General features: G+C 67.8%; 29 protein-coding genes and 1 pseudogene. 14 read left to right on the top strand and 16 right to left on the bottom strand.

Annotated elements, in window-relative coordinates; all coding sequences use genetic code 11:
• Positions 1-98: 98 nt before the first annotated feature.
• From DPQ64_RS03740 to DPQ64_RS03725, 4 genes are all read right to left on the bottom strand, one after another.
• Positions 99-311, bottom strand: a complete 213-nt coding sequence (locus tag DPQ64_RS03740) for a helix-turn-helix transcriptional regulator (protein WP_115863019.1) — start codon at positions 309-311, stop codon at positions 99-101.
• Complete coding sequence (locus tag DPQ64_RS03735) at positions 308-727, bottom strand: DUF2178 domain-containing protein (protein WP_232820473.1); 420 nt, start codon at positions 725-727, stop codon at positions 308-310. The genes DPQ64_RS03740 and DPQ64_RS03735 overlap by 4 nt, the downstream gene beginning before the upstream one ends.
• A 165-nt stretch (positions 728-892) precedes the next feature.
• Entirely contained in the window at positions 893-1,555 is a 663-nt protein-coding gene (locus tag DPQ64_RS19100; protein WP_198661995.1) for a hypothetical protein, read from the bottom strand.
• On the bottom strand, positions 1,552-2,487 hold the full coding sequence (locus DPQ64_RS03725; protein ID WP_115863017.1) for a CopG family transcriptional regulator: 936 nt from the start codon (positions 2,485-2,487) through the stop codon (positions 1,552-1,554). Before DPQ64_RS03725 ends, DPQ64_RS19100 begins: the two co-directional genes overlap by 4 nt.
• 57 nt (positions 2,488-2,544) lie before the next feature.
• On the opposite strand from DPQ64_RS03725, the gene DPQ64_RS03720 reads away from it, so the two are divergent.
• The 3 genes from DPQ64_RS03720 (at position 2,545) to DPQ64_RS18545 (ending at position 3,622) form a co-directional block, all read left to right on the top strand.
• A complete protein-coding gene (locus DPQ64_RS03720; RefSeq protein ID WP_368275971.1) occupies positions 2,545-3,288 on the top strand; it encodes an HAD family hydrolase in 744 nt (247 codons plus the stop codon).
• A gap of 68 nt (positions 3,289-3,356) precedes the next feature.
• Positions 3,357-3,485: a hypothetical protein gene (locus tag DPQ64_RS19725; RefSeq protein WP_269814465.1), complete on the top strand. Its 129-nt coding sequence runs from the start codon at positions 3,357-3,359 to the stop codon at positions 3,483-3,485.
• A complete protein-coding gene (locus DPQ64_RS18545) occupies positions 3,482-3,622 on the top strand; it encodes a hypothetical protein (protein WP_157971575.1) in 141 nt (46 codons plus the stop codon). The genes DPQ64_RS19725 and DPQ64_RS18545 overlap by 4 nt, the downstream gene beginning before the upstream one ends.
• Before the next feature lie 24 nt (positions 3,623-3,646).
• Here the strand turns inward: DPQ64_RS18545 and DPQ64_RS03715 are convergent, their stop codons facing one another.
• The 5 genes from DPQ64_RS03715 to DPQ64_RS03695 all read right to left on the bottom strand — a co-directional run bounded on the left by DPQ64_RS03715 (position 3,647) and on the right by DPQ64_RS03695 (position 9,729).
• Positions 3,647-3,973 carry a hypothetical protein gene (locus tag DPQ64_RS03715; protein ID WP_115863016.1) on the bottom strand — a complete coding sequence of 109 codons (327 nt, stop codon included), beginning with the start codon at positions 3,971-3,973 and terminating at the stop codon, positions 3,647-3,649.
• Positions 3,974-4,041: 68 nt separating this feature from the next.
• The gene (locus DPQ64_RS03710; RefSeq protein WP_115863015.1) at positions 4,042-5,670 is read right to left on the bottom strand and encodes a GTPBP1 family GTP-binding protein; all 1,629 of its coding nucleotides are present in this window, start codon (positions 5,668-5,670) and stop codon (positions 4,042-4,044) included.
• A 725-nt stretch (positions 5,671-6,395) separates the two neighbouring features.
• Positions 6,396-7,418: a restriction endonuclease gene (locus DPQ64_RS03705; RefSeq protein ID WP_115863014.1), complete on the bottom strand. Its 1,023-nt coding sequence runs from the start codon at positions 7,416-7,418 to the stop codon at positions 6,396-6,398.
• 94 nt (positions 7,419-7,512) lie between these two features.
• Positions 7,513-9,036 (bottom strand): BGTF surface domain-containing protein, encoded by a 1,524-nt coding sequence (locus tag DPQ64_RS03700; protein WP_115863013.1) that lies wholly within the window; start codon positions 9,034-9,036, stop codon positions 7,513-7,515.
• Positions 9,037-9,135: 99 nt separating this feature from the next.
• Positions 9,136-9,729, bottom strand: a complete 594-nt coding sequence (locus DPQ64_RS03695) for a J domain-containing protein (RefSeq protein WP_232820472.1) — start codon at positions 9,727-9,729, stop codon at positions 9,136-9,138.
• 325 nt (positions 9,730-10,054) lie between these two features.
• Between DPQ64_RS03695 and DPQ64_RS03690 the strand changes: the two genes are divergently transcribed.
• The 3 genes from DPQ64_RS03690 to DPQ64_RS03680 all read left to right on the top strand — a co-directional run bounded on the left by DPQ64_RS03690 (position 10,055) and on the right by DPQ64_RS03680 (position 14,255).
• Complete coding sequence (locus tag DPQ64_RS03690) at positions 10,055-11,794, top strand: DUF255 domain-containing protein (RefSeq protein WP_115863012.1); 1,740 nt, start codon at positions 10,055-10,057, stop codon at positions 11,792-11,794.
• A 103-nt stretch (positions 11,795-11,897) separates the two neighbouring features.
• Complete coding sequence (locus tag DPQ64_RS03685; protein WP_115863011.1) at positions 11,898-12,227, top strand: transcription factor S; 330 nt, start codon at positions 11,898-11,900, stop codon at positions 12,225-12,227.
• A 324-nt stretch (positions 12,228-12,551) separates the two neighbouring features.
• Positions 12,552-14,255, top strand: a complete 1,704-nt coding sequence (locus DPQ64_RS03680; protein WP_115863010.1) for a homing endonuclease associated repeat-containing protein — start codon at positions 12,552-12,554, stop codon at positions 14,253-14,255.
• Between the two features lie 90 nt (positions 14,256-14,345).
• Here the strand turns inward: DPQ64_RS03680 and DPQ64_RS03675 are convergent, their stop codons facing one another.
• Positions 14,346-14,741, bottom strand: a complete 396-nt coding sequence (locus tag DPQ64_RS03675; RefSeq protein WP_115863009.1) for a DCC1-like thiol-disulfide oxidoreductase family protein — start codon at positions 14,739-14,741, stop codon at positions 14,346-14,348.
• Between the two features lie 266 nt (positions 14,742-15,007).
• On the opposite strand from DPQ64_RS03675, the gene DPQ64_RS03670 reads away from it, so the two are divergent.
• Positions 15,008-15,502 (top strand): hypothetical protein, encoded by a 495-nt coding sequence (locus tag DPQ64_RS03670; protein ID WP_115863008.1) that lies wholly within the window; start codon positions 15,008-15,010, stop codon positions 15,500-15,502.
• 69 nt (positions 15,503-15,571) lie between these two features.
• Here DPQ64_RS03670 and DPQ64_RS03665 read toward each other — a convergent pair whose 3' ends face one another.
• Positions 15,572-16,426 (bottom strand): PspA/IM30 family protein, encoded by an 855-nt coding sequence (locus tag DPQ64_RS03665; protein ID WP_115863007.1) that lies wholly within the window; start codon positions 16,424-16,426, stop codon positions 15,572-15,574.
• Between the two features lie 560 nt (positions 16,427-16,986).
• Between DPQ64_RS03665 and DPQ64_RS03660 the strand changes: the two genes are divergently transcribed.
• Positions 16,987-17,601 carry an alpha/beta hydrolase gene (locus DPQ64_RS03660; protein WP_115863006.1) on the top strand — a complete coding sequence of 205 codons (615 nt, stop codon included), beginning with the start codon at positions 16,987-16,989 and terminating at the stop codon, positions 17,599-17,601.
• A gap of 6 nt (positions 17,602-17,607) precedes the next feature.
• Here DPQ64_RS03660 and DPQ64_RS03655 read toward each other — a convergent pair whose 3' ends face one another.
• Both DPQ64_RS03655 and DPQ64_RS03650 read right to left on the bottom strand, forming a co-directional pair.
• Complete coding sequence (locus DPQ64_RS03655) at positions 17,608-17,919, bottom strand: hypothetical protein (protein ID WP_198661994.1); 312 nt, start codon at positions 17,917-17,919, stop codon at positions 17,608-17,610.
• A gap of 164 nt (positions 17,920-18,083) precedes the next feature.
• Positions 18,084-18,545, bottom strand: coding sequence for a hypothetical protein (locus tag DPQ64_RS03650; RefSeq protein ID WP_115863005.1), 462 nt, complete (start codon positions 18,543-18,545; stop codon positions 18,084-18,086).
• 164 nt (positions 18,546-18,709) lie between these two features.
• Between DPQ64_RS03650 and pyrG the strand changes: the two genes are divergently transcribed.
• The 6 genes from pyrG to DPQ64_RS03620 all read left to right on the top strand — a co-directional run bounded on the left by pyrG (position 18,710) and on the right by DPQ64_RS03620 (position 23,858).
• Positions 18,710-20,374, top strand: a complete 1,665-nt coding sequence (gene pyrG, locus DPQ64_RS03645; RefSeq protein WP_115863004.1) for a glutamine hydrolyzing CTP synthase — start codon at positions 18,710-18,712, stop codon at positions 20,372-20,374.
• Positions 20,374-21,291 carry a glutamine-hydrolyzing GMP synthase gene (gene guaA / locus DPQ64_RS03640; RefSeq protein WP_115863003.1) on the top strand — a complete coding sequence of 306 codons (918 nt, stop codon included), beginning with the start codon at positions 20,374-20,376 and terminating at the stop codon, positions 21,289-21,291. Before pyrG ends, guaA begins: the two co-directional genes overlap by 1 nt.
• A 75-nt stretch (positions 21,292-21,366) precedes the next feature.
• A complete protein-coding gene (locus DPQ64_RS03635) occupies positions 21,367-21,687 on the top strand; it encodes a DUF7126 family protein (protein ID WP_115863002.1) in 321 nt (106 codons plus the stop codon).
• A 78-nt stretch (positions 21,688-21,765) separates the two neighbouring features.
• Complete coding sequence (locus DPQ64_RS03630) at positions 21,766-21,981, top strand: hypothetical protein (RefSeq protein WP_115863001.1); 216 nt, start codon at positions 21,766-21,768, stop codon at positions 21,979-21,981.
• Positions 21,982-22,597: 616 nt separating this feature from the next.
• Positions 22,598-22,915: a cupin domain-containing protein gene (locus DPQ64_RS03625; RefSeq protein WP_115863000.1), complete on the top strand. Its 318-nt coding sequence runs from the start codon at positions 22,598-22,600 to the stop codon at positions 22,913-22,915.
• A gap of 448 nt (positions 22,916-23,363) precedes the next feature.
• Positions 23,364-23,858 (top strand): desampylase, encoded by a 495-nt coding sequence (locus tag DPQ64_RS03620; RefSeq protein WP_232820471.1) that lies wholly within the window; start codon positions 23,364-23,366, stop codon positions 23,856-23,858.
• Positions 23,859-24,172: 314 nt separating this feature from the next.
• Here the strand turns inward: DPQ64_RS03620 and DPQ64_RS03615 are convergent, their stop codons facing one another.
• The 3 genes and pseudogenes from DPQ64_RS03615 to DPQ64_RS03605 all read right to left on the bottom strand — a co-directional run bounded on the left by DPQ64_RS03615 (position 24,173) and on the right by DPQ64_RS03605 (position 25,903).
• A complete protein-coding gene (locus DPQ64_RS03615; RefSeq protein WP_232820479.1) occupies positions 24,173-24,715 on the bottom strand; it encodes a SprT-like domain-containing protein in 543 nt (180 codons plus the stop codon).
• 183 nt (positions 24,716-24,898) lie between these two features.
• A complete protein-coding gene (locus tag DPQ64_RS03610) occupies positions 24,899-25,363 on the bottom strand; it encodes a hypothetical protein (protein ID WP_115862998.1) in 465 nt (154 codons plus the stop codon).
• A gap of 128 nt (positions 25,364-25,491) precedes the next feature.
• Positions 25,492-25,903 (bottom strand): annotated as a pseudogene (locus tag DPQ64_RS03605) (deoxyhypusine synthase family protein).
• Positions 25,904-26,007 lie beyond the last annotated feature (104 nt).

Here is a 26,007-nt window from a genome sequence, read left to right as displayed (position 1 = left end):
GCCGGGCCTGAACGGAGCACCGAGCGCATCACGTCTGATCTCGGTCAGTTGTTGCTAAACTCAGAATCGACTCGTCCGCATCGCCGGAACCCCGTACATCACGCCCCGCCGTTCGCTTCGCGTTCCGGGTCGAACAGGTCCTCTATCCGGCAGTCGAAGTGGGCGGCCAGTTCGAAAGCCAGTTCGAGCGAGGGGTCGTAGCGCTCGCGCTCGATGGCGTTGATCGTCTGGCGCGAGACGTCGACCGCGGCGGCGAGGTCGGCCTGACTCATGTCCGTCCGCTCCCGGTGGCGTCGCAGTTCGTTGTTCATGCCTGGTACCGGAGCACGGTGTAGGAGATGCCGAATACTGCATACACTGCGATAACGCCGTACAGCGCGGGCCATATTTCGGCGGGGAGCGCGTAGTCGGTCAGTCTTGGGAGGAGGCGTCCGACCGACGCCACGGTCGCCAGCACCGGGGCCATGATGTTGAGCGTGAGATGACTTGCGCGCCGTTCGAGCGCCCGGTCGCGTTCGTCGAACAGCGTCAGCGAGGTGCCGAACCCGATAGCGAAGAATCCGACGATGCCGAGCCAGTAGACGGCTTCGCTGATCAACGGGTAGCCTAGCACCTCCCTGAGAAGTAGGGCGAGGCCCACACCGCCGAGCAGGACGCCGAACATCAGACGTTTGTACGTGCGCTTCCTCGCGAGTAAATTCGGTTCGGACGTGGTGTTTCCGGTCATGGCTGGACGGTGAACGTAACTTTCCCCTTCCCGTAAAGCACGCTTTACAGTAAAGTCTGTTTTACACACTCACTTAATTCTGACGGTGGCAGCGACGGGCTCGACCCGCTCCAGAACGGTCCGCCAGCAGAACCAGCGCGCATCGAACCGCCCACGTCGGATCGCTCACTCGGTGTCGGCGGCGTCGACGGTGTCGACCACGTCGGTCCCGTGCTCACCGCCGACAGCGCCAGCACCGCCGTCGCTCGCTGCGTCACCGTCGACCGCGATGGAGCCGATATCCTCCTCCTCGCCCACCATCGGACAGTCGACCACTCGGAAGTGCTCCGAATCGGTCATCGCCAGTATGGCGGTGCCCTCGTGCGTGCAGGCCAGATCCGGCGGGTCGGCGAAGTGCGGGCAGCCGTGGCAGGTCTCTTTCGGGATGGTGCGCACGTCGCGGCCCGCCCACTCGTCCCTATCCTCGACCGCGACGCTCTCGCCGGCCGGGACCGTCACGCTCGGGCCCTCACCCTCCTCGTCGGCCAGTCGCTCCCAGAGCTTCTCGCCGTCGAGTTCGCCGACGTCGACCGACTCGAACGGATCGGTGCTCTCGCGCTCGCGGTCGCGCTGGCGGCGCTCGTCGACCTTGGTCGCAACGTCGGCCATCGGACCGTCCCGGGCCGGGGCGTCGGCCTGGTCGCGGCGCTCGGCGCTCCCCGCACGAGTCTTCCCGGTACGCTCGCGAACCTTCTCGGCGACCTCGCCGAGCGGTTCGCGGCTGTCGCCGCGGTCCTTGCGCTCCGTTCGATCCGCTCGGTCGTCGTCCGACCCCGACCCGTCGCTCATTCGTCGTCCTCCCCGAGGAGGTCGTCGAGGTCCTCGGTCGCCACGTCGGAGCCGAACACGCTGCCGACGTCCCAGTCGGCGCGCTCGCCCTCGAGCGCGGGCGGGTCGCCGACCGCGAGTTTGGCCGACCCGAAGAAGCCCTGCTTGGGTTCGACGTCGTTGAAGGTGCTCGCGCAGTGGGGACACTTCGGCTCGGCGAGCAGGCCGACGTGGACCGTCTCGCCGCAGTGGCCGCACTTGGCCTCCTCGACGCCCCGCCGGTTGGCGAGATGTGCAAGTTCGTCGGCCGCGGTGCGGGAGGCGTGGCGGGCCGCCAGCGCCTGGGTCTGGTCGCGCAGGTCGACGGTCACCTCCGCGAGCGTGGTCAGCTTCGATTCGAGTTCGTCGGTCGCGTCGGTGAGGTACTCCAGCACGTCCTCGTAGTTCTCGAACCCGGCGTCGACCTGCTCGTCGAGGTCCTCGACTGTGGCAGCGATGCCGTCGAGTTCGTCGGCCAGCCGGTCGGCCCGGTCGGCGACGCTCTCGGTCCGCTGGCGCAGGTCGGGGTGGTCGTGCTCGGCGGGCGCTTTGGCGTCGGCCTCGCGCTTGACCTGGATGATGCGCTCGCGCACGTCGTCGATCTTCTCGTCGAACTCGCGCTCGACCGTCCCCACGTCGCGCTCGACCTCGCCGAGTTCCGATCGCAGGTCGGCGAGCTCGCCCTGGAACTCCTCCTCCGTCGCGGCCAGTCGCTCGATCAGCTCCCGGCGGAGCGCGGCCAGTTTGCCGTCTGCTCCGTCCGCGCCGTCGAGGCTGTCGGGTGCGTCCCCGTTCCGGACCTTGGCGAGCAGTTCCTCGCGGCTCACCCCGAGCTCTTCGGCCTTCTCGTCCAGCCACCCCTCCAGCGAGTTATCCGGCGCACGAGACGGCTCGCTGACGTCTTCGCCAGCCATTCGATTTCAGTTCTCACAGCCGCGACTTAATGGTTGGCCTCTTGCGAGCGGAAATCCATGAGACTGACCAGCGACCGACACGATTTTGCGCCCGCAGAACCCACGCTCGACCGACAGGTCATGGCCACAACTATCGACGCCGTGCTGTTCGACCTCGACGACACCCTCGTCGAGTACGAGCGCTCGCCCGGCCAGGTACTCGACATTGCCTTCGAGTCGGTCGGCGTCGAACCGTTCTTCGCGGTCGAGGAGTACGTCGACCGGTTCGAGGACCACCTCGCGCCGGACGTGTCTATCGCGGAGAGCCGCGCGGCTTGTTTCGCCGCCATCGCCGACGACCGCGGCCGGGCCCCCGATCTGGGTCGCCGAGTCGCCGGGGAGTTCGCCGACGAGCGCGACCAGTCGCGCGTCGAACCCCTGCCCGGCGCGCGCGAGACGCTCGACGCGCTGGCGGCCGACCACGCGCTCGGGGTCGTGACCAACGGTCCGCCCGGAATGCAGTCCACCAAGCTTGAGGCCGCCGGACTGGCAGACCGCTTCGAGACGGTGGTGTTCGCGGGCCACGACGCCCCGGCCAAGCCCGACCCCGAGCCGTTCGCGGTCGCGCTCTCGGACCTCGGGGTGAGGGCCGACCGGGCGGTCCACGTCGGCGACTCGATGTCGTCGGACGTCGCGGGCGCGCACGCCGCGGGCCTGCGCTCGGCGTGGCTGTCGGCGGACGAGGCCGTCGAGCCAGAGCCAGAACCACATCACGCTATCGAGGGGCTGGCCGAACTCGTGGAACTGCCGTGGCGCGAGTGAAGGCTAACGAAATCGGGTAGTTACAGCGGTTACAGAGTACCGTTCTTTACACGGGGTACAGTACGTCCATGTCGTTTCACATCGACGAGTTCGACGAGAAGAGTGAAGCCGAACTCGCCGAGATGAAGTACGGTAGAGGCGACGTGGCCTTCGGTGGGGATCCGTTCGACAGGGGAAGCAGGCCCGCCCGTGAGTGATCGTTTCCGACGACTCCCATCCGTTCTACGGTGAGCAGTACGTCACGCTCACCTCGAAGTCGCGGTACGACGAAGGTGTCGAACGTGCGGTCGGCTACATGGGTCTCGAAAATGGTACTCCTGACGACCGAGACTGAATCGATCAGGTCTTAGTCCGCCGATTACCGAGCGTCGAGCAGGTTCGCCACGACCATTAGCACCCCAATTCCGGCGAACAGCAGCGAGAACAGGTCCCCGGTCGTGGCGTACTCGTAGCCGCCCCAGACCCCGACGCCGCCGAAGAAGGCGAGTTGCCAGCGCCGGTCGTTCATCCCGTCCCGAAGCGTGCCCGCGAGCAGGAGACCGGTGAGGTAGACCGCGAACAGGCCCGTGACGACGCCGTCGGTGTCGCCCTGCTGGAACGAGAAGACCAGTCCGAGCACGCTCACGGCGAACAGTCCCGCGGCGAGCAGTCGGGTCGCCACTTCGACGAGTCGAGTCCGGTTCATGGGTCGACTTCTCGCCAATCGGAGAAAAAGCCACGCGAAACGCGACGGATCTGCGTTCGTCACGGTCGTTACGGATTCACGTCCGTCACGGTGCCGACGCCCTTGCTCTGGCCCTCGCGGAACACGAAGCGCTGGCCCTCCTCGATCAGGTACGGCTTGAACTTGAACCGGACCGTCGTGGTACCCGAGTCGCCGGGCAGGAGTTGGCCCTCGTGGGGGTGGAACTCCACCGCCTCGCTGATGGTTTCTAGGTGGACCACCGGCTCGTAACCGTCGCCGATACGGGTCGGGTGGTTCAGAACGACGACCTCGGCCTCGAACTCCCGGACCGGCTCCGGGTCGGCGTCCGCGGGAAGCAGGACCATCCCGCGCTCGACGTCGGCCTCCCGGACGCCCTTCAGGGCGATGCCGACGATGCGGCCAGCCTTCGCCTGATCGACCCGGTGGTAGTGCATCTCGATGGACCGGACTTCGACCTCGCGGAACGCGCCGTCGGCCATCGGGCCGAGCAGAAGCTGGTCGCCCGCCTCGACTTCGCCGGACATGATGGTCCCCGAGGCGACCGCGCCGACGCCGGTCACCGAGTACGACCGGTCGACGTACATCCGGAACGGCCCGGCCTGCGCGGTCGTCTTGGGCAGCCGCTCGAAGAGTTCGTCGAGGTCGTCGAGGCCCTCCATCTCGACCGCGCTGGTGGCGAGTACCGGCACGACGTTCTCGTCGATCTCCTCGACCGCGGCGTCGACGCCGTGGCGCTCGACCAGCAGCGGGGTCTTGCCGGCGTCCCGGAGCAGGCGCTCGACCTCGCGCTCGACCTCGGCGACGCGCTCGGCGCTCACCGCGTCGGCCTTGGTGATGGCGACGATTGTCGGCAGGTCGGTCGCGAGCAGGACGCCCAGATGCTCGCGGGTCGTCTTGGTCGGCCCGTCATCGGCCGCAACCGTGAGCAGGCCGTAATCGAGCTTCTGGCCCACGAGCCCGCGGATGGTCGTCCGGAGCCACGGCTCGTGGCCCACCGTGTCGACGAACGAGACGAGCCGGTCGCTCTCCTCGACGACCCGCGCCCGGTCGGACTTCCGGTGGGGGTTGTCCATCCGGACCGGCCCCTCGCCGTCGAAGCCGTACACCGCGTACGAGAGGTCCGCCGAGAGGCCGCGCTCGACCTCGTGTGGCTGGACGTCGAGGTACGACCGGGTGCCGCCCTCGCCGTCGTCGGCCTGTCCGGTCACCAGCGAGCCGACCAGCGTGGACTTGCCGTGGTCGACGTGGCCCGCGGTCCCGACCACGATGTGCTCGCCGTCGGTGTCGAGCATCGCGCCCTCTCGGACCGTGGCGACCCCGACCAGCCCCTCGGCGGAGCCGCCCTCGGTCGACACCGCACCGTCCTCGATGCCCCACGTCTGGACGTCCTCGATGTGCGCGCCCGCCTCCTCGGCGAGCAGGCTGAGCACGTCCATCGACTCGGAGAAGGCGTCGTGGTCGATGCCGGCGATGCCGCCGTCGTCGGTCACGCCCACGACGTAGGTTGCCTCGCCGTCGCCCGAAAGCACCCGATGGCGGAGCTGTGCCGCCAGACTCTCCATTCGCCCGTCCGCGAGGTGGAGGTCTCTCGTGAGTCGCTCTTTGAACTCGACGCTGCCGCCCTCCCGTTCGCCGCGGTCGAGGGCCCGCTGCAACGTGGCCCTGTCAGGGCTCATACCCCGGGATTAGTGCGGTGCCGTGAAAAGGTTGCCGCCCCTTGACGTGCTAGCGAATGGCACACTGTTGGTGTGCGCTAGTTTCTCCTTTCGACTCGGCGCGCGCTGAATGGACCGTTCCACCCCGGCGCGCGCTGGTTCTTCCCTCCCACCGGTACGCGCTGGTTCGATTTTCCACCTCGGCGCGTGCGGGCGCGGTTGTCGGGAGCGGGGCGCGGCCGACGGCCGCGGAAATGCGAGCGGTGAAACCGCGAGCGGAGCGACCGACTGCTCGGCAGACGCGGGTTGTCTGCCGGTGCCTCGTGTCGCGCCAAACCGTGCGAGGGACGAGCATCGCAGGTCGGAACGAAGTGGAGACCGAGAAGCGCAGGAGGCTGGGGAGGTCTGAGGCCCGTGCTGTTGCGGTTGCGGTGGCGGTGCTGTGCGGTTGCGGACACGCCTATGCTCAAGCAGTAGCTAGCTTCATGGCTTCATTCCTTCGACTAGTTTGAGCAGTAGCTAGCTACTGCCGAGACATATGAGTCGCCGCAGCCTCACACCTCCCCAGCCTCCTCGCTCACTTCGTTCGCTCGTCCCTCGCGCGCGTTACTCGCGCGCGCCGACGTTTGAAGTAGTCGAGACGAATCAAATGAAATAGTCGGGCCGAATTGGAATAATGCCGAAGCCAGCGCACGAGCAGCCCAAACCGTCGGAAGAACGGCCGACAGATACGCAACCGACGAGTTCTACATCTCCGTCTCGTTCACGGGCAGCGCCGTGTCGCGCTCGAACTCCACCGCCACGGACATCTCGGTCGCGTTCTGGTCGTAGACCAACTCCCCGGACTCGCCCTCGGGAATCGCGAACACGGTCCAGACCGGGAACGTTTCGCCCGGCCCGATGGGGAACCCGATGAACACGTCGTGGTCGGCCAGCGTCTCGTTGGCGTAGGTCGTGCCGTTCGACCGGAACTGGAACGCCGACTGCTCCAGCGGCACCGTCCCGTTCCCGGTGTTGTTCACGGTCATCCTGACCAGCACGAACTGCTCGCCCTCCGGCGCGAGGTACGCCGTGCCGTCCGACCGGTTCGGGTCGATGGCGTCGGTCGTCTTCGCGTTCCACGTGACGTGGAGGCTGGCGTTCGCATCAGCCGGCGCGGTCGAGTTCGCCGAGAGGCCGTCGCCGCCCCCGTCGAGGAACGGGATGGGTGGACCCCAGAGCACGCCAGCGCCAAGCAGCGCGACCACGACTACGACGGCCACGACCGGGACGCCCGAGACGAGACCGGACGCGCGCCCGAGGATCGACCTCACCGGGGCGAGTGCAGATCCCTCGGAGTCGCCGTCGCTTGCTCCCCCGCGGCTTCCACTGCCCCCACTGCCGCCTCCCCCACCGCCGCCGCGGTACTGCTTCGCGAGGTCGGTCAGCCCCTTGCGCTCGAGGACCGTCTCGATCCCCTCGCCGTCGAGCAGTTCGACACCCGTTCCCTTCGCGACCTTCTCGGCGTGGTCGGAGACGACCCCGCCGGTGACGATGGCGCGCTCGCCGACCCCGTACTCGTCGCACAGCGACTGGAACTGCTGGACCTGCTGGCCGCCGATTTCGCCGTCGGCGACCGCCCATAGCAGCCCCTCCTCGCCGGTTTCGGGGCGTTGGACCGCCACGAAGATGCGGCCGTCGTCGCGCTTGATTTGGGTCTGCCAGCCCTGCCGCTTCCAGAGGGCCGCCACGAACTGCCCGAACTCGGCTCGATCCATCTCCTGACTCATGCTCTCACCGCGGGGACGTGTTTGAATCCATATCCTCGGTCGTCATATATAAAACGTCGGCCCCTGCGTCGAATCCAGTGATTATTCTGCGGTCTCATAGCCGCCGGACCGCCAGCAGGGCCCCGGCCACGAGCGCGAGCACGGTCGCGACCGGGCCGAACCCGGGGACGGGACCGTCGCCGCCCTCGGTCGTCTCGTCGGACACGGCCTGCTGGGTGTGGACGCGGTCGGTGGGATTCAACGCGGCCTGCGTCAGCCCCTCGGCGGTCGTCGTGGTCGGCGGCGGGTCGGTCGTCGTCGGCTCCGGCGTCGCAGTGGTCGGCGGAACCGTCGTGGTGGGGTCCGGCGTCGCGGTCGTCGGGGGCACGGTGGTCGTCTCCGTCGTCGGCGCGGTCGTCTCGGTCGTTGCCGGCTCCGTGGTCGTCGCGCCCGCGACCACCGCGGGGACCACCCGATTCTGGTCGCGGAGCCGGAACTCGAACTCCCGGCCGGGGTCGAGCCCCGAGAAGTCGAACGAGGCCGAGAACGTCCGGTCGCCGCCCACCGTGACCGTTCGGGGCTCGAACAGGGGCGTGATGCCCGGGTCGCGCGCGGTGAGGTTGATGGTCGTGCCGGGCGTGAGCGTCGTCGTCCCGGAGATGGTCGTCGCGCCGTCGACCACGATGGTCTGTCCGGGACCGTTGCGCCGCAGGTCGACCCGGCGCTCGACCACGCGGATCTCCGTCGAGACGCGCTGTTCGGCGGTCACGAGCGGGCTCTTCTTCGGGACGACGAACGAGACGCGGTACCGGTCGCCGGGGTCGACGTCGTGCTCACCGGTGTCGACCGCCACGTGGAACCCATCGGTGCCGGCGTGGGTGAACAGTCGCTCGACCTCGTCGCCCGTGAACTCGTTGCCCTCCCCGTTCATCGGCGGGTTCGTCTGGACGAACCTCAGCCCCATGATACCGTCGTCGGGGTCGAGCCGCGAGGCGTCCATCTCTCCAGCGACGCCGAGATAGCCCTTGACGCCCGTCGCTTCGACGTGCAACAGCAGCCAGTCGTCGCGAGCAACCGAGTCGTTCCACGGCGACATGGTCGCCTCGGTCACGTCCTCGTCGGAGGCCAGTTCCTCGACCTTCGTCGCGCGCGGCGCGATGCGGGCCGAGATGCCGTCGGTCGTCGGCTCCTGAACCCAAAGCGTGGCCAGATCCTGCTCGACGCCGTCGACCGAGACGTTCATATCGTATTGAGCGGGGTCCAGCGGCGCGTCGATGGGGTCGCTCAGCAGCGTCCGGCTCCGGACGTTGCCCTTCGCGGCCCAGACCATCTCCGAGAGGGAGTATCGACCCGCTTCCCCGGCCTTGTACGTGTTGAGCCGGAGCCGGGTCGTCCCCTTGCCGACACGCACGCGGAGCACGAACGCGTCGTTCTGCGAGCCGAGGTGGACCGTCGCGGGCGCGTCGGCCTGCACGGTGACGTTCGCCACGCCCCCGGTCCGTTCGTACACCACGCGCTTCTCGAACGAAGCGCTCGACTGAGCTGCCGCCGCGCCGGACCCGAGCCACGGCGCGACGGTAGCCGCGAGTACGACCGCGGCGAGGGCGGCGACGCACCACTGCCGGAGGTTCGCTGACATGGCGGGGTGAAAGGTAGCGAGGTGTTGTGAGCCATCCGTAATAAACCCGACTGGTGACGGCCGGAAAATCAGTCCCGGCGGTCGGTGGTCGCGATAGATTCAGTTTCGATTCCGTAGCAGTTCGTACGCTTCGGTCACGCGCTTGAACTCCTCCTCGTCGCCATCCTCGCGGTCGGGATGGACGGACTTGACGCGCTCGCGGTACGCCTGTCGGACCGCCTCGTCGTCCGCACCGGGGTCGAGGTCGAGCGCCCGGTAGGCCTCGCGCGGCGTCGGCCCGTCGTCGCCGACGCCGCGCGCGCCAGCGCGGCCGGTCGCGCTGGCGCGCCCTCTCGCGCCCGCTCGACCGCCCCCGCCCGAGCCGAATCCGCCCTGCTGGGTGCCGAACCCGCCGCGCCGGCCGGAGTACGACTCGCGCGGGCCAGCGCCGAAGCCGCCACGCTGGGATTCGGCCTGCGGGCCGGTGCGCTGGTTTGGCCCCGACCCCGGCCTGCCGTAGGCCCCCGCGCGGCCCTCCTCGACGCGGTCGCGGAGTCGCCCGCTGGCGTGGTACCAGACGAGGTAGGCCGCCGCGGCGAACGGGACGGCGACTGCGAACAGCGCGGGCGTGTAGACGAACGCCAGCACGAACTCGAGGGTAGCGATGCCCGCGAGCACGGCCGCCAGCCCGAACATGAGCCGCTCCTGGTTCACGATTCACGCTTGGCGGCGCGGGATTGTAAGCGTCCCGCTACCGGTGGTGAGTTCGGGGGTCGAGAGGCTGTGGTCGGTTGCTATCGACCGGACTCCCGCGTCGCGTGCTGGCCTGGTGTTTCCTACAGCGAATAGTGGTTTATCGCCCCGGCACGCTTCGCGCCGCGCACTGCTCGCGCGCGCACCGAATCTAAAATAAAACAGTGGTCGCACCCCAATCACTGAACGACCTCGAAGCAGAACCGAACGTCAGGAACACCCGGATACCAGCCAGCGACGCCCACATAGCAAGACCCATCCGGAGCCGCGACCAACTTCGACCAAGATGAATTCGAGCGCCGAGGAGACCAAGGTCGAGTGGCGCGAGTGGGGCGCAGACGCCTTCGCCGAGGCCCAGGAGACCGACACGCCGATTCTGCTGTCGCTGTCGGCCACGTGGTGCGCCTGGTGTCACGAGATGGACCGCGAGGCGTACAGCAACCCGATGGTGGCCGCGAACGTCAACGACTCGTTCGTCCCCATCCGAGTCGACGTGGACCGCCAGCCGCGAGTCCGCGAGCGGTACAACGTCGGCGGGTTCCCCTCGACCGTGTTCCTCACACCCGAGGGCGAACTTCTGACCGGCGCGACGTACCTCGGCGTCGACGGGATGCGGCAGGTCGTCCAGCGGGTGCGCGACCTCTGGACGCACAAGGGCCGCGACGCCGCCCAGATCCCGCGAAATCTCCGGGAAGACCCGCCCGCGGGCGAGCTCTCGCCGGAGATCGAGCGACTCGTCGCCGGCCAACTGGACGACAAGTTCGACGACCAGTTCGGCGGGTGGGGCGACAGCGAGAAGTTCCCCCTGCCCCGCACCGTCGAGTTCGCACTGAAGCGCGAGCGCGAGCAGGCGCTGGCCACGCTCGAAGCCGTCCGGCGGAACCTCTACGACGACTACGACGGCGGCTTCTTCCGGTTCGCCGAGAGCCGCGACTGGAGCGGGGTCCACCACGAGAAACTGGCCGCGACGAACGCCGCGCTCGTCCGGGCGTTCGCGAACGCCTACCTCTACACCGGCGACGAGTCCTACCGCGACCCGGCCGAGCGCACGGTCGAGTATCTGACCACGGCGCTGTGGAACGGGGAGGGGTTTGCTGGAAGCCAGTCCCCCGGCGCGAGCGAGGACGACCCCGACGTGAGCGCCTACTACGGGCTCGACCCGAGCGACCGCGAGGCCGCCGACCCGCCAGCGGTCGACCCGACAGCCTTCGCCGACGCCAACGCCGCGGTCGCGGAGGCCCTGCTCGCGTTCCACGCGTACACCGACGACGAGCGCGCCCGGACGTACGCCGAGCGCGCGCTGGACTACGTGCTCTCCGAACTGGTCGCGGACGGCCGCGTCCGGCACTTCGACGCGCCCGAGAGCGAGTCCGGCCTGCTCGCCGACCACGCTCACCTCCTGTCGGCGCTCACGACCGCCCGGCAGGTGCTCGGAAGCGGGGAACCCTCCGACGACGGGGCAGCGACGGGCGAGGTCGAGCGCTACCTCGACGTCGCCCGCGAGGTCGCGGACTTCGCGCTCGACGAACTCCGGGAGAGGGACGACGATGGAACGACTCCCGGCGCGTTCGTGGACGGGCCGCGCGAGGGCCCCGGACTGCTCGACAGGTCACTCCGGCCTATCGACCACAACGCCGAGATGGCCGACGCGTTGGTCGACCTCGCGATCCTGACCGGCGACGACCGCTACCGGGAGGCCGCCGAAGGAGCCGTCGCGGCGTTCGCGGACGCCGCCGACCGCTTCGGCGTGCAGGTCGCGGCCTACGCCACCGCGGCGGCGCGACTCTCCCGGGACCCGCTCGTGGTCGAGGTCGCCGACGACGCCGGGTCGGACCTCCACCGGGCCGCGCTCCGGGTCGCCGACCACGAGAAAGTCGTGATCCCGAACGTCGAGCGACTGCGCGGCGGCGACGATGAGGATTCGCACGATCCCGGCACCGCGACCGTCGTCTCGGCGGGCGAGCGCTCCGAACCGGCGGCGACCCCCGACGAGCTCGGCGAGCGCGTGGCCGAGCTGCGGGAGTAGTGGCCGAGCTGCGGGAGTAGTGGCCGAGCTGCGGAAACAGCCGTCCAGCGGCCGATTCCCGCGGAGCGTGGCGCTTATCAGCGACCGCCGATTACGCCCGGGCATGCAATTCTGCGACGAGTGTGGCTCCATGATGAAGTCTATGGGATCGAAGATGATCTGCTCGAACGACGACTGCCAGCACACCGACGCCAAGGACGAGGACAAGGCCGCGGAGTTCGTCACCACCGAGGAGCAGGGCGAGTCCGACGTGATCGAGACCTCCGAGGACGCCAACTTCGAGGGCAAGCCCACCGACGACGACGTGGTCTGCGACGAGTGCGGGCACGGCACGGCGTGGTACACCATCAAGCAGACCGGTGCCGCCGACGAGCCGCCGACGCGATTCTTCAAGTGTCAGGAGTGTGGCTATCGCTGGCGCGAGTACAGCTGACGCGGCTGGCCCGAGTCGGTCGTCGACCCGAAGTCGGCCCGTTCCGCCGAACTGCTGTGGTCGGTCCGCCCCGGCCTGACGCCGGCCGGTTCTTCCGAACCAAGCGTGGCGAGAAAGAATGCGGAGCCAAATATTTTTGGAAAACTGGCCCCATAGTAAAATATCTTCGAAAATTCCTTCTTTTATCCTCGGATACGTGATTCCGACCGGTACAAATATACCCGGACGTTATCTAAATGCGACACATAACAGTGTCGTGCCAATCGGTGGTGTATAGGGCGTTCGTCCGCGCGAACCGGTCGACTCATCCGCGAGGCCGGTAGCATGTCGGAGAGCAGCGGAAGTGCCGAAAACGACGATTCGGCCGGCAGCGGGCGCTCGGGCAACCGGATTCCCGACGAGGCGCTGCTGGCCGACCTCCGGCGAGTCGCCGAGGAGGTCGACGGGAGTCCGAGCATGGCCGACGCGGACGAGCGCGGCGCGTTCTCGCCGAGCACGTACCAGTCGCGGTTCGGCTCGTGGACCGACGCGAAGGAGGCCGCCGGCGTCCCGGTCGACGCGGGCGGCGTGACGTACACCGACGACGAACTGCTCGAGGACCTGCTGGCGTTCGCCGACGAGCTGGGCGAGACGCCGACCCGGGCGCAGATGCGCACGGACGGTCCGCGCGCCCCCTCGACCTACGCCGACCGGTTCGGCTCGTGGACCGACGCGCTGGCGGAGGCGGGTCTCGACACCCGCGAGCACGCGACCGGCATCCCGGAGGCCGAACTCCTCTCGGAACTCCGGCGCGTGACCGAAGAGGTGGGGCGGTGTCCCACCTCCGAGGAGTTCGACGAGCGCGGTCGCTACAGCGCGGCGACGTACTTCCGGCGATACGACTCGTGGGCGGCCGCGCTCGACCGCGCGGGCGTGTCCGAGTCGTACCCATTACCGTCGCGCCGGCAGGTGAGCGACAACGACCTTGTCGCGGAGCTCGACCGCCTCGCGAGCGCACTCGGACGCCCACCGACCGAGACCGAGATGTCGGAACTCGGCGAGCACAGCCCGAAGACGTACCGCCGCCGGTTCGGCTCGTGGGAGGCCGCGCTCGTGGCCGCGGACCTCGATCTGGACCGACGGGTGACAGGCGGCGGCAAGCGCCGCATCCCCACCGCGAAGCTCGTCGCCGACGTGCACCGCGTCGCCGAGGAGCGGGGGCGTCCGCCCACGGTCGCGGAGATACGAGAGGACGGCGAGTACGCCGTGACCACGTACCTCGACCGGTTCGGCTCGTGGAACTGCGCGCTCGACGCCGCCGGGCTCGAACCGCGGCGCTCGCGCCGGGACGCCATCCCGACCCGCGAACTCGTGCGCGAACTCCGCCAGATGGCGACCCGACTCGGCCGCCGCCCGCGCCGCGCCGACATGGACGACTGTGGCCCCTACGCCGGGATGACCTACTACAACCGGTTCGGCTCGTGGGACGAGGCGCTCGACGCGGCCGGCATCCGGACGGACGACGGTCGAACGTTCGTCGAGGGCCGTTGCGACGTCTGCGCCGCGGCGGTGCGCGAGCCGGTGTCGGATCTGCCCGACGACGAAGGGCTGTTCTGCAGCGAGGCGTGTCGCGCGGTCGGAAGACGGCGAAGCGTCGCGTTCGAGTCGGACGTACTCGACGCGGCCGAGGGCGACGGTCTCGGGCGACTCGCGGCCGCGCTCTCCGAAAGCGACGAGGTCGTCCCCGCGGAGGTGCTGTTCTGCCTGCGACACGCGCTCGCGCTGTTCGACGGCGAGTTCGAGTCCGCCCGGGTCGACGACTACGACGTCGTCCGCGACGGTGACGCGGTGACCGTCTCGCGCGAGACTGGGCCTGGGACTGGGGCAGGGTCGAGGCCGGAGTTGGAGTCGGGGTCCGAGTCAGGTACTCGCGAACTCCGCATCGGGGTCGAGACGCTCGACGCGCTCCAGCGCCGGATGGCCGACCTCGGCGTCGAGCAGGTCGAGGCCGCGGGCGACCGCTGGCGCGAGTCGGCGACCGACGACTGAGCGACAAGCCCGACTCGTTCCGTCTCCTCACGCCGTCGACCTCAAAAGCGTGTCAGGGCCGAGCCAAAAGGACAGTAGAACGCCGGTTCACTACTTCTCGTTCCCGGACTTCCGACGCGCCCGCGGCGTCTTCGACATCACGAACCCCAGATCGCCGCGGTTCTGTGCGACCCACCGGTACACGCCCTCGCGAACGTCCTCGTACTCCTTGAAGTTCCGAAGGAAGCCGACCACGGGCCGGAACTCCTCGCCCAGGTCCGACCGGACGAACGCCTGCTCCAGCGACTGGCCGCAGGAGTAGACCTCGCCGTCGGCCAGCAGGTGCGAGCACTCCTCGTAATCGTCGGGCAGGCGCTCGCGCAGTTCGGGCGTCAGCTCCGAGAACCCGACTATGCGGAGGTCCGAGCGCTCCTCGAAGAAGTCGGCCCACCACGTGCAGAAGCCACAGTCGTCGTCGAAGACCAGCGTCGGGGGGGTATCGCTCATGGCCGGAACTGACGGGCGTGAGCCACTAATTCCTGCCGGAGTCGGCGGCCGACAGGTGGCCTCAACCGGAGCGGCCGACCGACGGAGAACGCCGGTCGGAAGATTTCCGGCGTTCGGCGACAACGAATCCGGCGTTCGGCGACAACGATTACGGAGGTCGGCGTCCGGTTGGGAACGGGGAGACGATGAGCGACCAATCAGACACGAACCTAAACAGACGAACTCTTCTGAAGCGCGGAACAGTAGCAGCGTTCGGAGTCGCGGGAATGGTTGCAACGGGCGTCGGGGCGTCCGGGAAGGGCCCAGACGCGACCGCACAGGACGAACCGGAGCGGGCGCGCTACACCCGCCGAATCGCGCTCCCGTATCCCGAGCGTCTCGAGAGCGGGCCAGTGCGCAAGATACTCCTGCTGACCGACCGGACAGACGACGACCCGGACGTGAGCGAGGTCGGCGGCTGCGGGTTCTCGAACTGGCCGACCGAGAACCTCACCATCTGGGAGGGCATCGTCGTCGACTGGGAGAACGCAGTCGGCGACCTCGGATTCGGCACTACCCGGGGAACCCCGACCGTGCGGGCCAACAGGCTGGTCGAGATCGAGACCATCTACGTCGACGAGCAGGCGACGCCGGTCGGACTCGGCACGGCGTACATCGTCAACGGCGTGGTGGACTGTCCGGGCGAGTTCCGCGGGCTGACCGCCGAACGGCTGCCGGGCGTCCAGATACAGACCGGGCCGGGCGTCAGCACGGAAGGTTGACGGCGGACTGGCGGTGAGCAGGCGGCGGACTGACGCCGACGAAGCCGCAGAAATCGGCTCGGGCGAGGATTAGGAGTCTTCCTCGTCGCGGAGCTCTTCGAGTTCCTGCTCGACCTCGGGGTCGGCGAGTTCCGACTCCACGTCCGCGTCGGCGTCGAGTTCGGCCTCCACCTCGGCTTCGGTGTCGCTTCCGGCGTCAGCGTCGGCGGTCGAACTGCCCGACGAGCCCTTCCCCATCTCGTTCTTCAGGGTCTCGAGTTCGGCGTTGACCTCGCCCGAACTGCGGACCTCTTCGAGTTCGCGGTCGAGGCTGTCCTTGTCCGAGAGGGCGTCCTCGAACGCGCCCGACTCCTGGAGTTCGTCCATCGCCTCGGCGCGGGCCTCCATGTCCTCGGTGCGGTCCTCCGCGCGCTCGATCGCCCGGCCCACGTCCTCCATCTCGTCGCCAGCGCCGGTCATCGCCTCGGAGACGCGGCTCTGGGCCTCGGCGGCCTCGTAGCGCGCCTTCATCGACTCCTTCTTGGTCTTGAACTCCTCGATGCGGTTCTGGAGCTGGTTCTTCTTGTCGACGAGGTCGTCCTGCGTGTTCTGGAGGCTGGCGATCTGGCCCTCCAACTCCTCGATCTGGTTCATCTTGGTCTTCTTCTTCTCTAGCGCGCGCCGCGCGAGGTCCTCGCGGTCCTGATTGACGGCCTGTCTGGCCTGCTCGTTGTGCTTCTCGACGTTCTCCTCAAGGTTGCGCTTCTGCATCTCGAGGCGCTTCTTCTGGGTCGTCAGGTCGGCGATGCCCTGCTTGACCTCCTGGAGCTCGTCGCGCATCTGCTCGTAGGAGTAGTCGAGAGTCTCGGAGGGGTCTTCGGCCCGGTTCAACACGGCGTTCAGCTTCGACCGCACGACGTACGACAGGCGTGAGAGTACTCCCATACCCCGTCCTTCGGGACCCGGACCTTAAAATCCTCACCTCTACAACAGTCGTCAGACAATTCGTCGCACGCTCGCGCGGCGGCCGATCACTCGCGGTCGTTCGACCGATCACCGCGCGAACGCTCGGCCGACCAAACCACGAGCGAACGCTCGGCCAATCAAACCACTGCAAACGCCCTGCCGAACAGACCACAGGCAAGCGCTCAGCCCCACAAACCACGAGCGAACGCTCCACGAGACAAACCACGGGGTGGGACTGAAAGGGGCCGCACGCTCGCGGTCATGCGAGCGAAGCGAGTGTGACCTCGGAAGACGCGGGTTGTCTTCCGGCGTTTACGTGGTCGTCTGAGCGACCTCTATCCGAAGCGAACGAAGTGAGCGGAGGATATGTCGCTCAGCGACCGCGAGCGGGCGGGGGCTTTCGAAAACACGGTGCCTCCGGGATCCGTCACTCTGGACTCTGAAGCTCCAACACCTACAGCTTCGGAAAATTCGACGATGCCGAATAGTCCCGAATCACGAGTACAACCCTTATCCGAACACTCGCACAAGGAACTCGCATGAACTCCGAGGACCTGCCCATCCCCGGCGGTCGCGACGTGCGCGCGACGCTGGACAGTCCCGAAGAAACCGCCCCCAATGCCGTGGTGGTCGCCTGCCCGCCCCACCCGCAGCACCGCGGCCACCGCGGCGACCAGCGACTCACAGCCGTGAGCGAGGCCCTGACTGCGAAAGGAGTCGCCTGCCTCCGGTTCGACTACGGCGACTGGGACGAGGGGTACGGCGAGCGCGAGGACGCCCGGAACGCGCTGCGGTGGGCCGAGGACCGGTACGACCGCGTGGGCGTCTTTGGCTTCAGCTTCGGCGGGGCGATAGCCGTCCTCGCGGGCGCGACGGTGGACCGCCAGCCAGCCGTCGCCTCGCTGCTCGCGCCCGCCTCGCGACTGGCCGACGACCTCGACGCCGCGGCCGCGCTGGGCGACATCGACGCGCCGGTGCAGGTCATCTACGGCACGCGCGACGACACCGCCGACTGGAAGCCGATGGTCGAGCGCGCCCGCGAACTCGGTCACGAGACGGTCGAGATGAGCGCCGACCACTTCTTCGTCGGCCAGCACGGGAAGGTCGCGGACGCCGCGAGCGAGTTTCTGGTCGAGCGGCTTTCAGAGAAGTAGCGAAACCTACGGTCCGTCTTCGGTAGTACGCTCAGGCCCGGTATCGCGTTCGTCTTCGGTGTTGCGTTCACCTTCGGCAGTGCGCTCGTGCTCGCGGACCTCGCCCGCCCGCTCGACTCTCCGATACTGCTCGGCGGAGACGTTCGACTCGCGTGCGGCTCGTAGCTGGGAGTCGATAACCCTGTTCTGCTGCTCTCCCCACTTCTCGGGCGGATTCTTCTTGACGTATCTCACCCAGCGCTTGACCGCTTCGACGCGCTGCTGGCGGTTCTTCTGGTGCTTCTCCGCGAGTCGATCACGCGCGTTCGAGTCGGTCATAGTCGTCCTCCACGCCGAGATTTCGCACCCACGCTTGGTGTTCGATTCCAGCCATACCGCATTATTTCGTGCCGGCGGTAAAAGTCATGGCCACGTTTCGACCCGCGTTCTCCGTCGTCTGCAATCGAGGCATCTCGACCTCGGATATCGTCGACGACCACCCGTCACTCGCCGCAGTATTTCCGAGAGTACGCGAACACGTCGCCGGGCAGGTCGATAACGAACACCATCCGATAGCAGTCCGCTTTCTCCGAGTCCGGTTCAACATCCATCGGCTCAACACGAATCCAGTCGGCGTCGTCCGAATCGAGTCGGAACGAGAACTCGTAGCGGCCGAGTTCGTCGGGCCAGTCGGCGAACTCCACGCCCGTCGGCTTCGAGGAGTTGGTCGCCCCGGATATCTCCCGGGAGACCGCGGTGATGACCTCGCTCTCGTACTCGACCGCGAGGTGGAAGGTGTGGTCCGTGTCGCGACGGTTGAGCACGTCGAGCGCGGTGAGCCGAATCGGGACCTGCTCCGAGTCGGATTCACTCTCTGAACCGGTCAGCGGGGAGGCCGAACACCCGGCGAGAGCCCCCCCGAATACGGCGAGCGAGCCTGTCCGCAACGCTTCTCGGCGATTCATTGATACGCAACAGCCACGGCGCGGACAAAAAGACGACGAATTGAGAGGAACGTCACGCCTCCAACGATGCGCATCACCACGAGCACGCCGACGCCGCGTGCTACCGTTCCACGCTCACCCCCGCGCTCCGAAATCGTTTTGAATCCCGGCCGCCGACAGTCGGTATGCCGACCGAACCCGAAACCGACTACGATCCTTCTCTCGGGAACAAGTTCATATTCGTCACCGGGGGCGTCATGTCGGGACTCGGCAAGGGCATCACGGCCGCCTCGACCGGCCGACTGCTCGCCAACGCCGGGTTCGACGTGACCGCGGTCAAGATCGACCCGTACCTCAACGTGGACGCAGGGACGATGAACCCGTTCCAGCACGGCGAGGTGTACGTCCTCAAGGACGGCGGCGAGGTCGACCTCGACCTGGGGAACTACGAGCGGTTCCTCGACGTGGACATGACATTCGACCACAACGTCACCACGGGGAAGACGTACCAGCACGTGATCGAGAAGGAGCGCGCGGGCGACTACCTCGGCAAGACCGTCCAGATCATCCCGCACATCACCGACGACATCAAGCGGCGCATCCGCGAGGCCGCCGAGGGCCACGACGTCTGTCTCGTCGAGGTCGGTGGCACCGTCGGCGACATCGAGGGGATGCCGTACCTCGAAGCGCTCCGGCAGTTCGCCCACGAGCAGGACGAGGAGGACTTCCTGCTCACCCACGTCACGCTGGTCCCCTACTCGAAGAACGGCGAGCAGAAGACCAAGCCGACCCAGCACTCCGTGAAGGAACTCCGGAGCATCGGCCTCCAGCCCGACATTCTGGTCGGGCGCTGTGAGGACAAGCTCGACCCCTCCACGCGGGAGAAGATCGCGCTGTTCTGCGACGTGCCCACCGACGCCGTCTTCTCGAACTCCGACGTCGAGGACATCTACCACGTCCCGCTGATGGTCGAGGAGGAGGGCCTCGACGAGTACGTGATGGAGCGGCTCGACCTCGCCGACGAAGCCCTGCCCGAGACCGACCGAGACAACGAGTGGCGAAACCTCGTCACCCAGGAGACCCACGGCGAGGTCGACGTCGCGCTCGTCGGCAAGTACGACCTCGAGGACGCCTACATCTCGGTCAACGAGGCGTTGAAGCACGCCGGACTGGAGAAGAACCTCGACGTGAACGTGCTCTGGGTCGACTCCGAGGAGATGGACGCCGACCACGAGGAGCGTCTGCGATCTGCGGACGCGGTCGTCGTCCCCGGCGGGTTCGGCTCGCGCGGGACCGCCGGAAAGATAGAGGCCATCCGGTACGCCCGCGAGAACGACGTGCCGTACCTCGGCCTCTGTCTCGGCTTCCAGCTCGCGGTCGTGGAGTTCGCGCGGAACGTGCTCGAACTGGAGGGCGCACACTCCGCGGAGATCGACGAGAACACGCCCCACCCGGTCATCGACCTGCTTCCCGAGCAGTACGACCTCGAAGACCTCGGCGGGACCATGCGACTGGGGGCCCACGAGACCGCCATCGAACCGGACACCCTCGCGGCGGAGGTGTACGGCGGGACCTCCTGCACGGAGCGCCACCGCCACCGCTACGAGGTGAATCCGGAGTACTTCGACGACTTCGAGGATACCGACCTCGTGTTCTCGGGCCAGTCGGGCAACCGGATGGAGATCCTCGAACTGGACGGCCACCCGTACTTCGTCGGCACCCAGTTCCACCCCGAGTTCCGGTCGCGGCCGACCCGCGCGAGCCCGCCGTTCGTCGGACTGCTCGACGCGGTGTTGGACCAACCGACCGCCAATTCCGATGCCGACGCGCCCGAGGAGGTGGAGGCCTGATGGTCGACCCCGAATCCTTCGTCGCGGAGGCCATCGAAGAGATCAGCGAGGAGATCGGCGACAAGCAGGCGGTCATCGCGCTGTCGGGCGGGGTCGACTCCTCGACCGCGGCCGCGCTGGCCTACGAGGCCGTGGGCGACCAGCTCACGCCCGTCTACGTCGACACCGGGCTGATGCGGAAGGGCGAGACCGACGAGATCCGCGAGACGTTCTCGTACATGGACAGCCTCCGTATCGTCGACGCGAAAGACCGCTTCCTCGACGAGCTCGCGGGCGTCACCGACCCCGAGGAGAAGCGCCACGCCATCGGCGAGCAGTTCATCCGGGAGTTCGAGACGGTCGCCGAGGACGTGGGCGCGGACTACCTCGTCCAGGGGACCATCTACCCCGACCGCATCGAGAGCGAGGGCACCATCAAGTCCCACCACAACGTCGGTGGGCTGCCGGAGGTCGTCGACTTCGAGGGCATCGTCGAGCCCATGCGGAACCTCTACAAGGACGAGGTCCGGGAGGTCGCCCGAGAACTCGATCTCGAGGAGATCATCTCCGAGCGCATGCCGTTCCCCGGGCCGGGACTCGCCGTGCGCATCGTCGGCGAGGTCACCGAGGAGAAGCTGGAGGTCGCCCGCGAGTCGAACCACGTGGTCGAGGAGGAGCTGGCGGACCACGACCCGTGGCAGGCGCTCGCGGCGGTCCTCGGCAAGGCGACCGGCGTGAAGGGCGACAACCGGGTCCACGGCTGGGTGGTCGCGGTCCGCTCCGTGGAGAGCCGCGACGGGATGACTGCCCGCGCGCAGAACGTCGACTGGGACACCCTTCAGCGCATCCAGAGCCGCATCACGGGCGAGAACGAGAACGTCGCACGGGTGCTGTACGACGTGACCCACAAGCCGCCTGCGACCATCGAGTACGAGTGAGCGCGAGCGTCAATCGAATACGAGCGACGACCGACCGAGAACGAACGAGCGAACGGACCCACCCCGAGTGATTCCATGAAGGCAATCGTCGTCGGACCGGACGCAGGCGAACTGGGCGACGCCCTCGACGCGGAGGGCGTGGAAGTGACGCGGATCGAAGACATCGGCACCCGGCCCGCGCTGGAGGAGGCCGGCGTCGTGGACGCGGACGTGCTGGTGCTCACCGCGGGCGAGGATGCCACGACCATCCCCATCGCGAAGGACCTCAACGACGACCTTCGCGTCGTCGTGTACGCGGAGGACGACCTGCCGGACTTCGCGCGCCGGCAGGCCGACCTCATCGTGGACCCGCAGCTCTTGTCGGCCGACGCGGTGGCAGAGGAACTGACGGCCTGACCGGAACGCGGACCCGGAACCGAGGCCTCGGCGGCATCGAACGGACGCTTTTTGTCGGTCCGACCCCGTAGCTCCCGTATGGAAGAGCGCTTCCCCTCCGAGTCGCGCGACCGCAAGCGGGCCATGCTGGCCGTCCTGCCGTTCCTCGGGCTCGGGCTCGCCGACGTGGTGTTGCTGCTCTTGTGGGGCGTCGACCCGCTCTGGGGGTTCGCCATCCTGCCGCCAATCCTGTTCGTGAGCGTGCTGGCGTGGGTCGCCTTCTCGACGGGGTTCGTCGGCGAGCACCGGACGTAGCGCCGGCAGGTCCAACGACTCGTTCGCTCTTCAGCGGCGTGTTCATCCCGTGCTTGAGCCGACAGCTCCGCCGGTGCCGGTTCCACATCGGCGGCGTTGAATCGTTCACGCCAGTTCATCCAGCGGGTGAACCGAGGTGAACCGTCTGGAAGGTCGCCCCGGTTGAAGTGGGTGGCCTTCCTACCGACGACTGCGGTCGTTCCGACCAGCGCGCTGTCGCCCCGCTCCCGACAGTGCGTCCGACCGCAACCGCACATCCCGGCGCGACGAACGACGACGAACGCACCCGACCGGGCCGATCCCGCAATCGGCCCGGTTTCCGCCACGCGAGCGCGGGCCGCTCGCTGGCGTCGCCGTCGCTCACCGAGAATTCGGACAGCACCGACCGCCACACGTCACACGTCCCGTCTGCACCCGACCGCGCCGCTTTTCTCGGCGCGGTCGGCCGGTCGGGATTCCCGGCCGAACAGGACTTCCGGGCACACTGCTCTCCGAGCCAAATCGTGCTCTGCCGAGCGAACGCGACGCATCGAACGCGACGCATCGAACGCGACGCACCGAACGCGACGCACCGAACGCGACGGATTTTAAGAGGTTTCGCCGCGTGCGACCGCACATGGGACTCGACCGCTATCCGGACCTCGACCCCGACGAGGGCGAGGTCGTCGACGCGGAACTGGCCGTGACCGACGACGTGCTGGTGAAGGCGTTCGCGCTGGGCCCCGGCGCGGAACTGTCGGCCCACGACCACGCCGACTCGACGAACGTCTTCCACGTCGTCGAGGGCACCGTGACCGTGATACAGGGCGACGACGAGGCGGCCGTGGACGCGCCGGGCGTGGTGCTCCACGAGCGCGGGGTCGTCCACGGCGCGCGCAACGACACCCACGAGACGGTGGTGCTGACCGCGAGTCTCTGTCCGCTCCCGTCCTGAGCGCGGGTTTTTCGTCTATTTTCGGTCCGTCTCGGTCGCTTCGTGAGCCTCGGAAACGGGCGGGCTCAGATAGTCTTGGGTTAGGACTGACGGCCATTCCACCACACGCTGGGTCCTCCTCCCACCCGGCGCGTGCGGGCGCGCCCTCCGTGGCGCGCCAAACCGCGCGAGGGACGAGGACCGCAGGCCGGAGGCCGAGGACCGCAGGAGGCTGGGGAGGTCTGAGGTCCGTGCTGTTGCGGTGCTGTGCGGTCGCGGCCACGCCGAGGCTCAATCACGAGTTGCGGTCCGCGGTTGCGGAGCGGTTGCGGTACGCCGTGGCTCAAGCGATAGAGGCGGTCGCGGTTGCGGAGCGGTCGCGGTTGCGGTGCGGTCACGAACACGACACGCCGCGAGACGACCGAAACCACCACTTATCCCGACGGAACGCGAACCAGGAGTCGAATCCGTGCCGGAAATCGTGATCCCTGAGTCCATTCACGACGCGATGGTGGCCCACGCCCGACAAGGCACACCTGAAGAGATCTGTGGAATACTCGCGGGAACACGTGGGAACGAGAGCGATTCAGCTGAGGACTCCGAAGACGAATCGGCCAGCGACTCCGATCACGAGTCGACCGACCACCGCGTGACGGCCCGCTATCCGGCCGAGAACGTGGCCGACAGTCCCCGGACGCGCTACGAGATCGACCCGCGCGAGCAGCTCGACCTGATGGAGGAGGTCGAGAGCGAGGACCGCGAAGTAGTGGGGTTCTACCACTCCCATCCGCACGGTCCGGCGCAGCCGAGCGCGACCGACGCGGCGCAGGCGGCGTGGCCCGGTCGGTCGTACGTCATCGTCTCGCTGGCGGACGGTGAAAACGGCATCTCGCTCGGGGCGTGGCGCTGGACCGGCGAGGAGTTCGTCGCGGAGTCGGTTCGGGTCGTCGACCCGGAATCGTAGTTGTTGGAAGTCGGATTCTGCTCAAGTCAGTGGGAAGTGGTCGTCGTGCCGTACTGTCACAGCAACAGCACCGCAACCGCCTCCGCAACTGCGACTACCGCGCCGCCGTTGCTTGACTTCGGAGAAACCACACCGCAACTGCACCGCGACCGGGAGCCTCAGACCTCCCCAGCCGCTTGCGCTACTCGGCCTCCGGCCTGCGTTGCTCATCCCTCGCGCGCGTTGCTCGCACGCGCCGGGTGGAGTGATACGGCAGGGGGTTAGAATGGTCTTTGTTCAATCCTCTTCGACTGCCCGACTGCTTCTACGATAAGTCACTCGCGCTCCTCCGAACACGCCACGTCGGCACCGCAGCACGAGGAGTGGTACTGGTCGTGCTCGCGGACCAGCTTGCAGTCCCGGTAGCGCCGCCCGACCACGTTGCCGCACTCGGCGCAGGTCAGCACGTACTTCGGGTCGGCGAACGGCGGACACCGGACCGTGGCGTCGACCGCCGCCGCGCGCTCGCGGAACGCCGGGCCGTGGTCGGTCGTCCCGTAGCGCTGGAACTGCTCGACGTGGACGAGTTCGTGGCGCAGCGTCGAGGTCCACTCGCCCACGTCGAACGACTGGTAGGCGTCCCACGTCAGCGAGAGCGTGCAGGTCCGGAGGTCCTCGACCGGACGGCCGAGTCGGTCGGCCGCGCGCTGCCAGTCCATCGGCTCGCCGACCTCGGCGGTCGAGAGTTTGGGGCGCTTGACCGCGGCGGCGCGGCGCTTGGCCCGCGTGGAGACCTCCCAGTCGACCGGCGAGAACGCCACGTCGATGTCGTACTCGCGGGCGGCCTCCCGGCAGTACGCCCGCGAGCCGAGGATCAGCTCCTCGTGAGTCCCCGCGTGGGCGAGCGCGCGAACCGTCGGCGAGTCCTCGGGGTCCGTGTCGGGCGAGAGCTGGCGGGAATCTGACACTGTTGGCGGCTCCTTGCCGGCTCGACGAACTCCCCCCTCAAGACGGTTTCCCGACGGCCGTCGACAGTGCGGTGCAAAAAGATCCCGCAGCTCCTACTCCAGTTCCGCTAGTTCGGCCTCGGCGCGACGCCGGATGGCCGCGGACGCCGTCTCGACCTCCCCCGGTTCGAGCTCGGACCCGGGTTTCACGACGACTCGCTCGACGACGACTTTGGTACGGGACCTCTCGAACAGCGCCTTGTTGATGGCCCGTAGCACGAGCGGCTGCGTCCACTCGTCTTTCGCGACGAAGTTCTCCGCGAGCATCTGCAGGAACAGCCTCGTCGTGCCCTCGTGGCTGTCCTCTAGTTCGCGTAACTCCGCGTCGATCTCGTCGATCTCCGTCTGCAACACCTCGCGAAGCGGATCGTCCGACGCCGACGACCGGAGCTTCTGCTCGACCCCGGCCCGTTCCCGTCTGAGCTCGTCCTCGAGTTCTCCGGCAGGCAGTCCGGGATGAGTCTCCAGATACCGTCGAGCGACGGCGACCACCGGCTCCGAGTCGTCGGTTTCGCCCATGTCCCTTCGCGGACACGCCACCGACAAAATATTTTCCGCCGTTTTCGGGGCGAGCGGTCGTTATCCATCCGAATCCCCCGTCTGAACCAACCCGGTTCTGAACCCGGAATCCGTTGTCTTCGAGTGATTCAGTTCGTGATTCGCTCACGCGCGGCCGCCACGATCAGCGGCAGCGTGAGTATCGTGTCGGCGTACACAGTCGCGTTCCGGGCGGCCTTCTCAAGCTTGTTCCACGAGCGCGCCTCGTCGAGCGTCGCGCCCGAGAGCCCGCCGGTCTAGAGGCGGGTCCATCGTCAGCTGGACCGCGTAGTCGTACGCCTCCGGAGCGACCAGCATCGTCTGGAGCACGTAGTTCTTTGGCACGCCGCCGACCACCATCGCGCTCATAAGACCGAAGAAATTGGTCACGTCCTCGCGGCCCAGCATCTCGTGGTACACGTCCACGGCCTCGTGAAGGTCTGGCGCGCCGATGCCCGCATCGCCGTACGAGTCGGCCAACTCGCCGACCGTCGTGCCGCTCCGGACCTCGGCGTGCGCGATGGGGTCGTGGTCGAACTCCTCACGGGGGGTCGTGGGCGTCGTCGGTCACGTGTCATCGTGGTCGTCCCAGCGATTTGAACGCCACGGTACGGGACGACTTGGCG

Source organism: Halorussus litoreus (assembly GCF_003382685.1).
Taxonomy (GTDB): Archaea; Halobacteriota; Halobacteria; order Halobacteriales; family Haladaptataceae; genus Halorussus; species Halorussus litoreus.
Note: the sequence above shows the minus strand (reverse complement) of the source record. Positions and strands in the feature narration are given on the sequence as shown.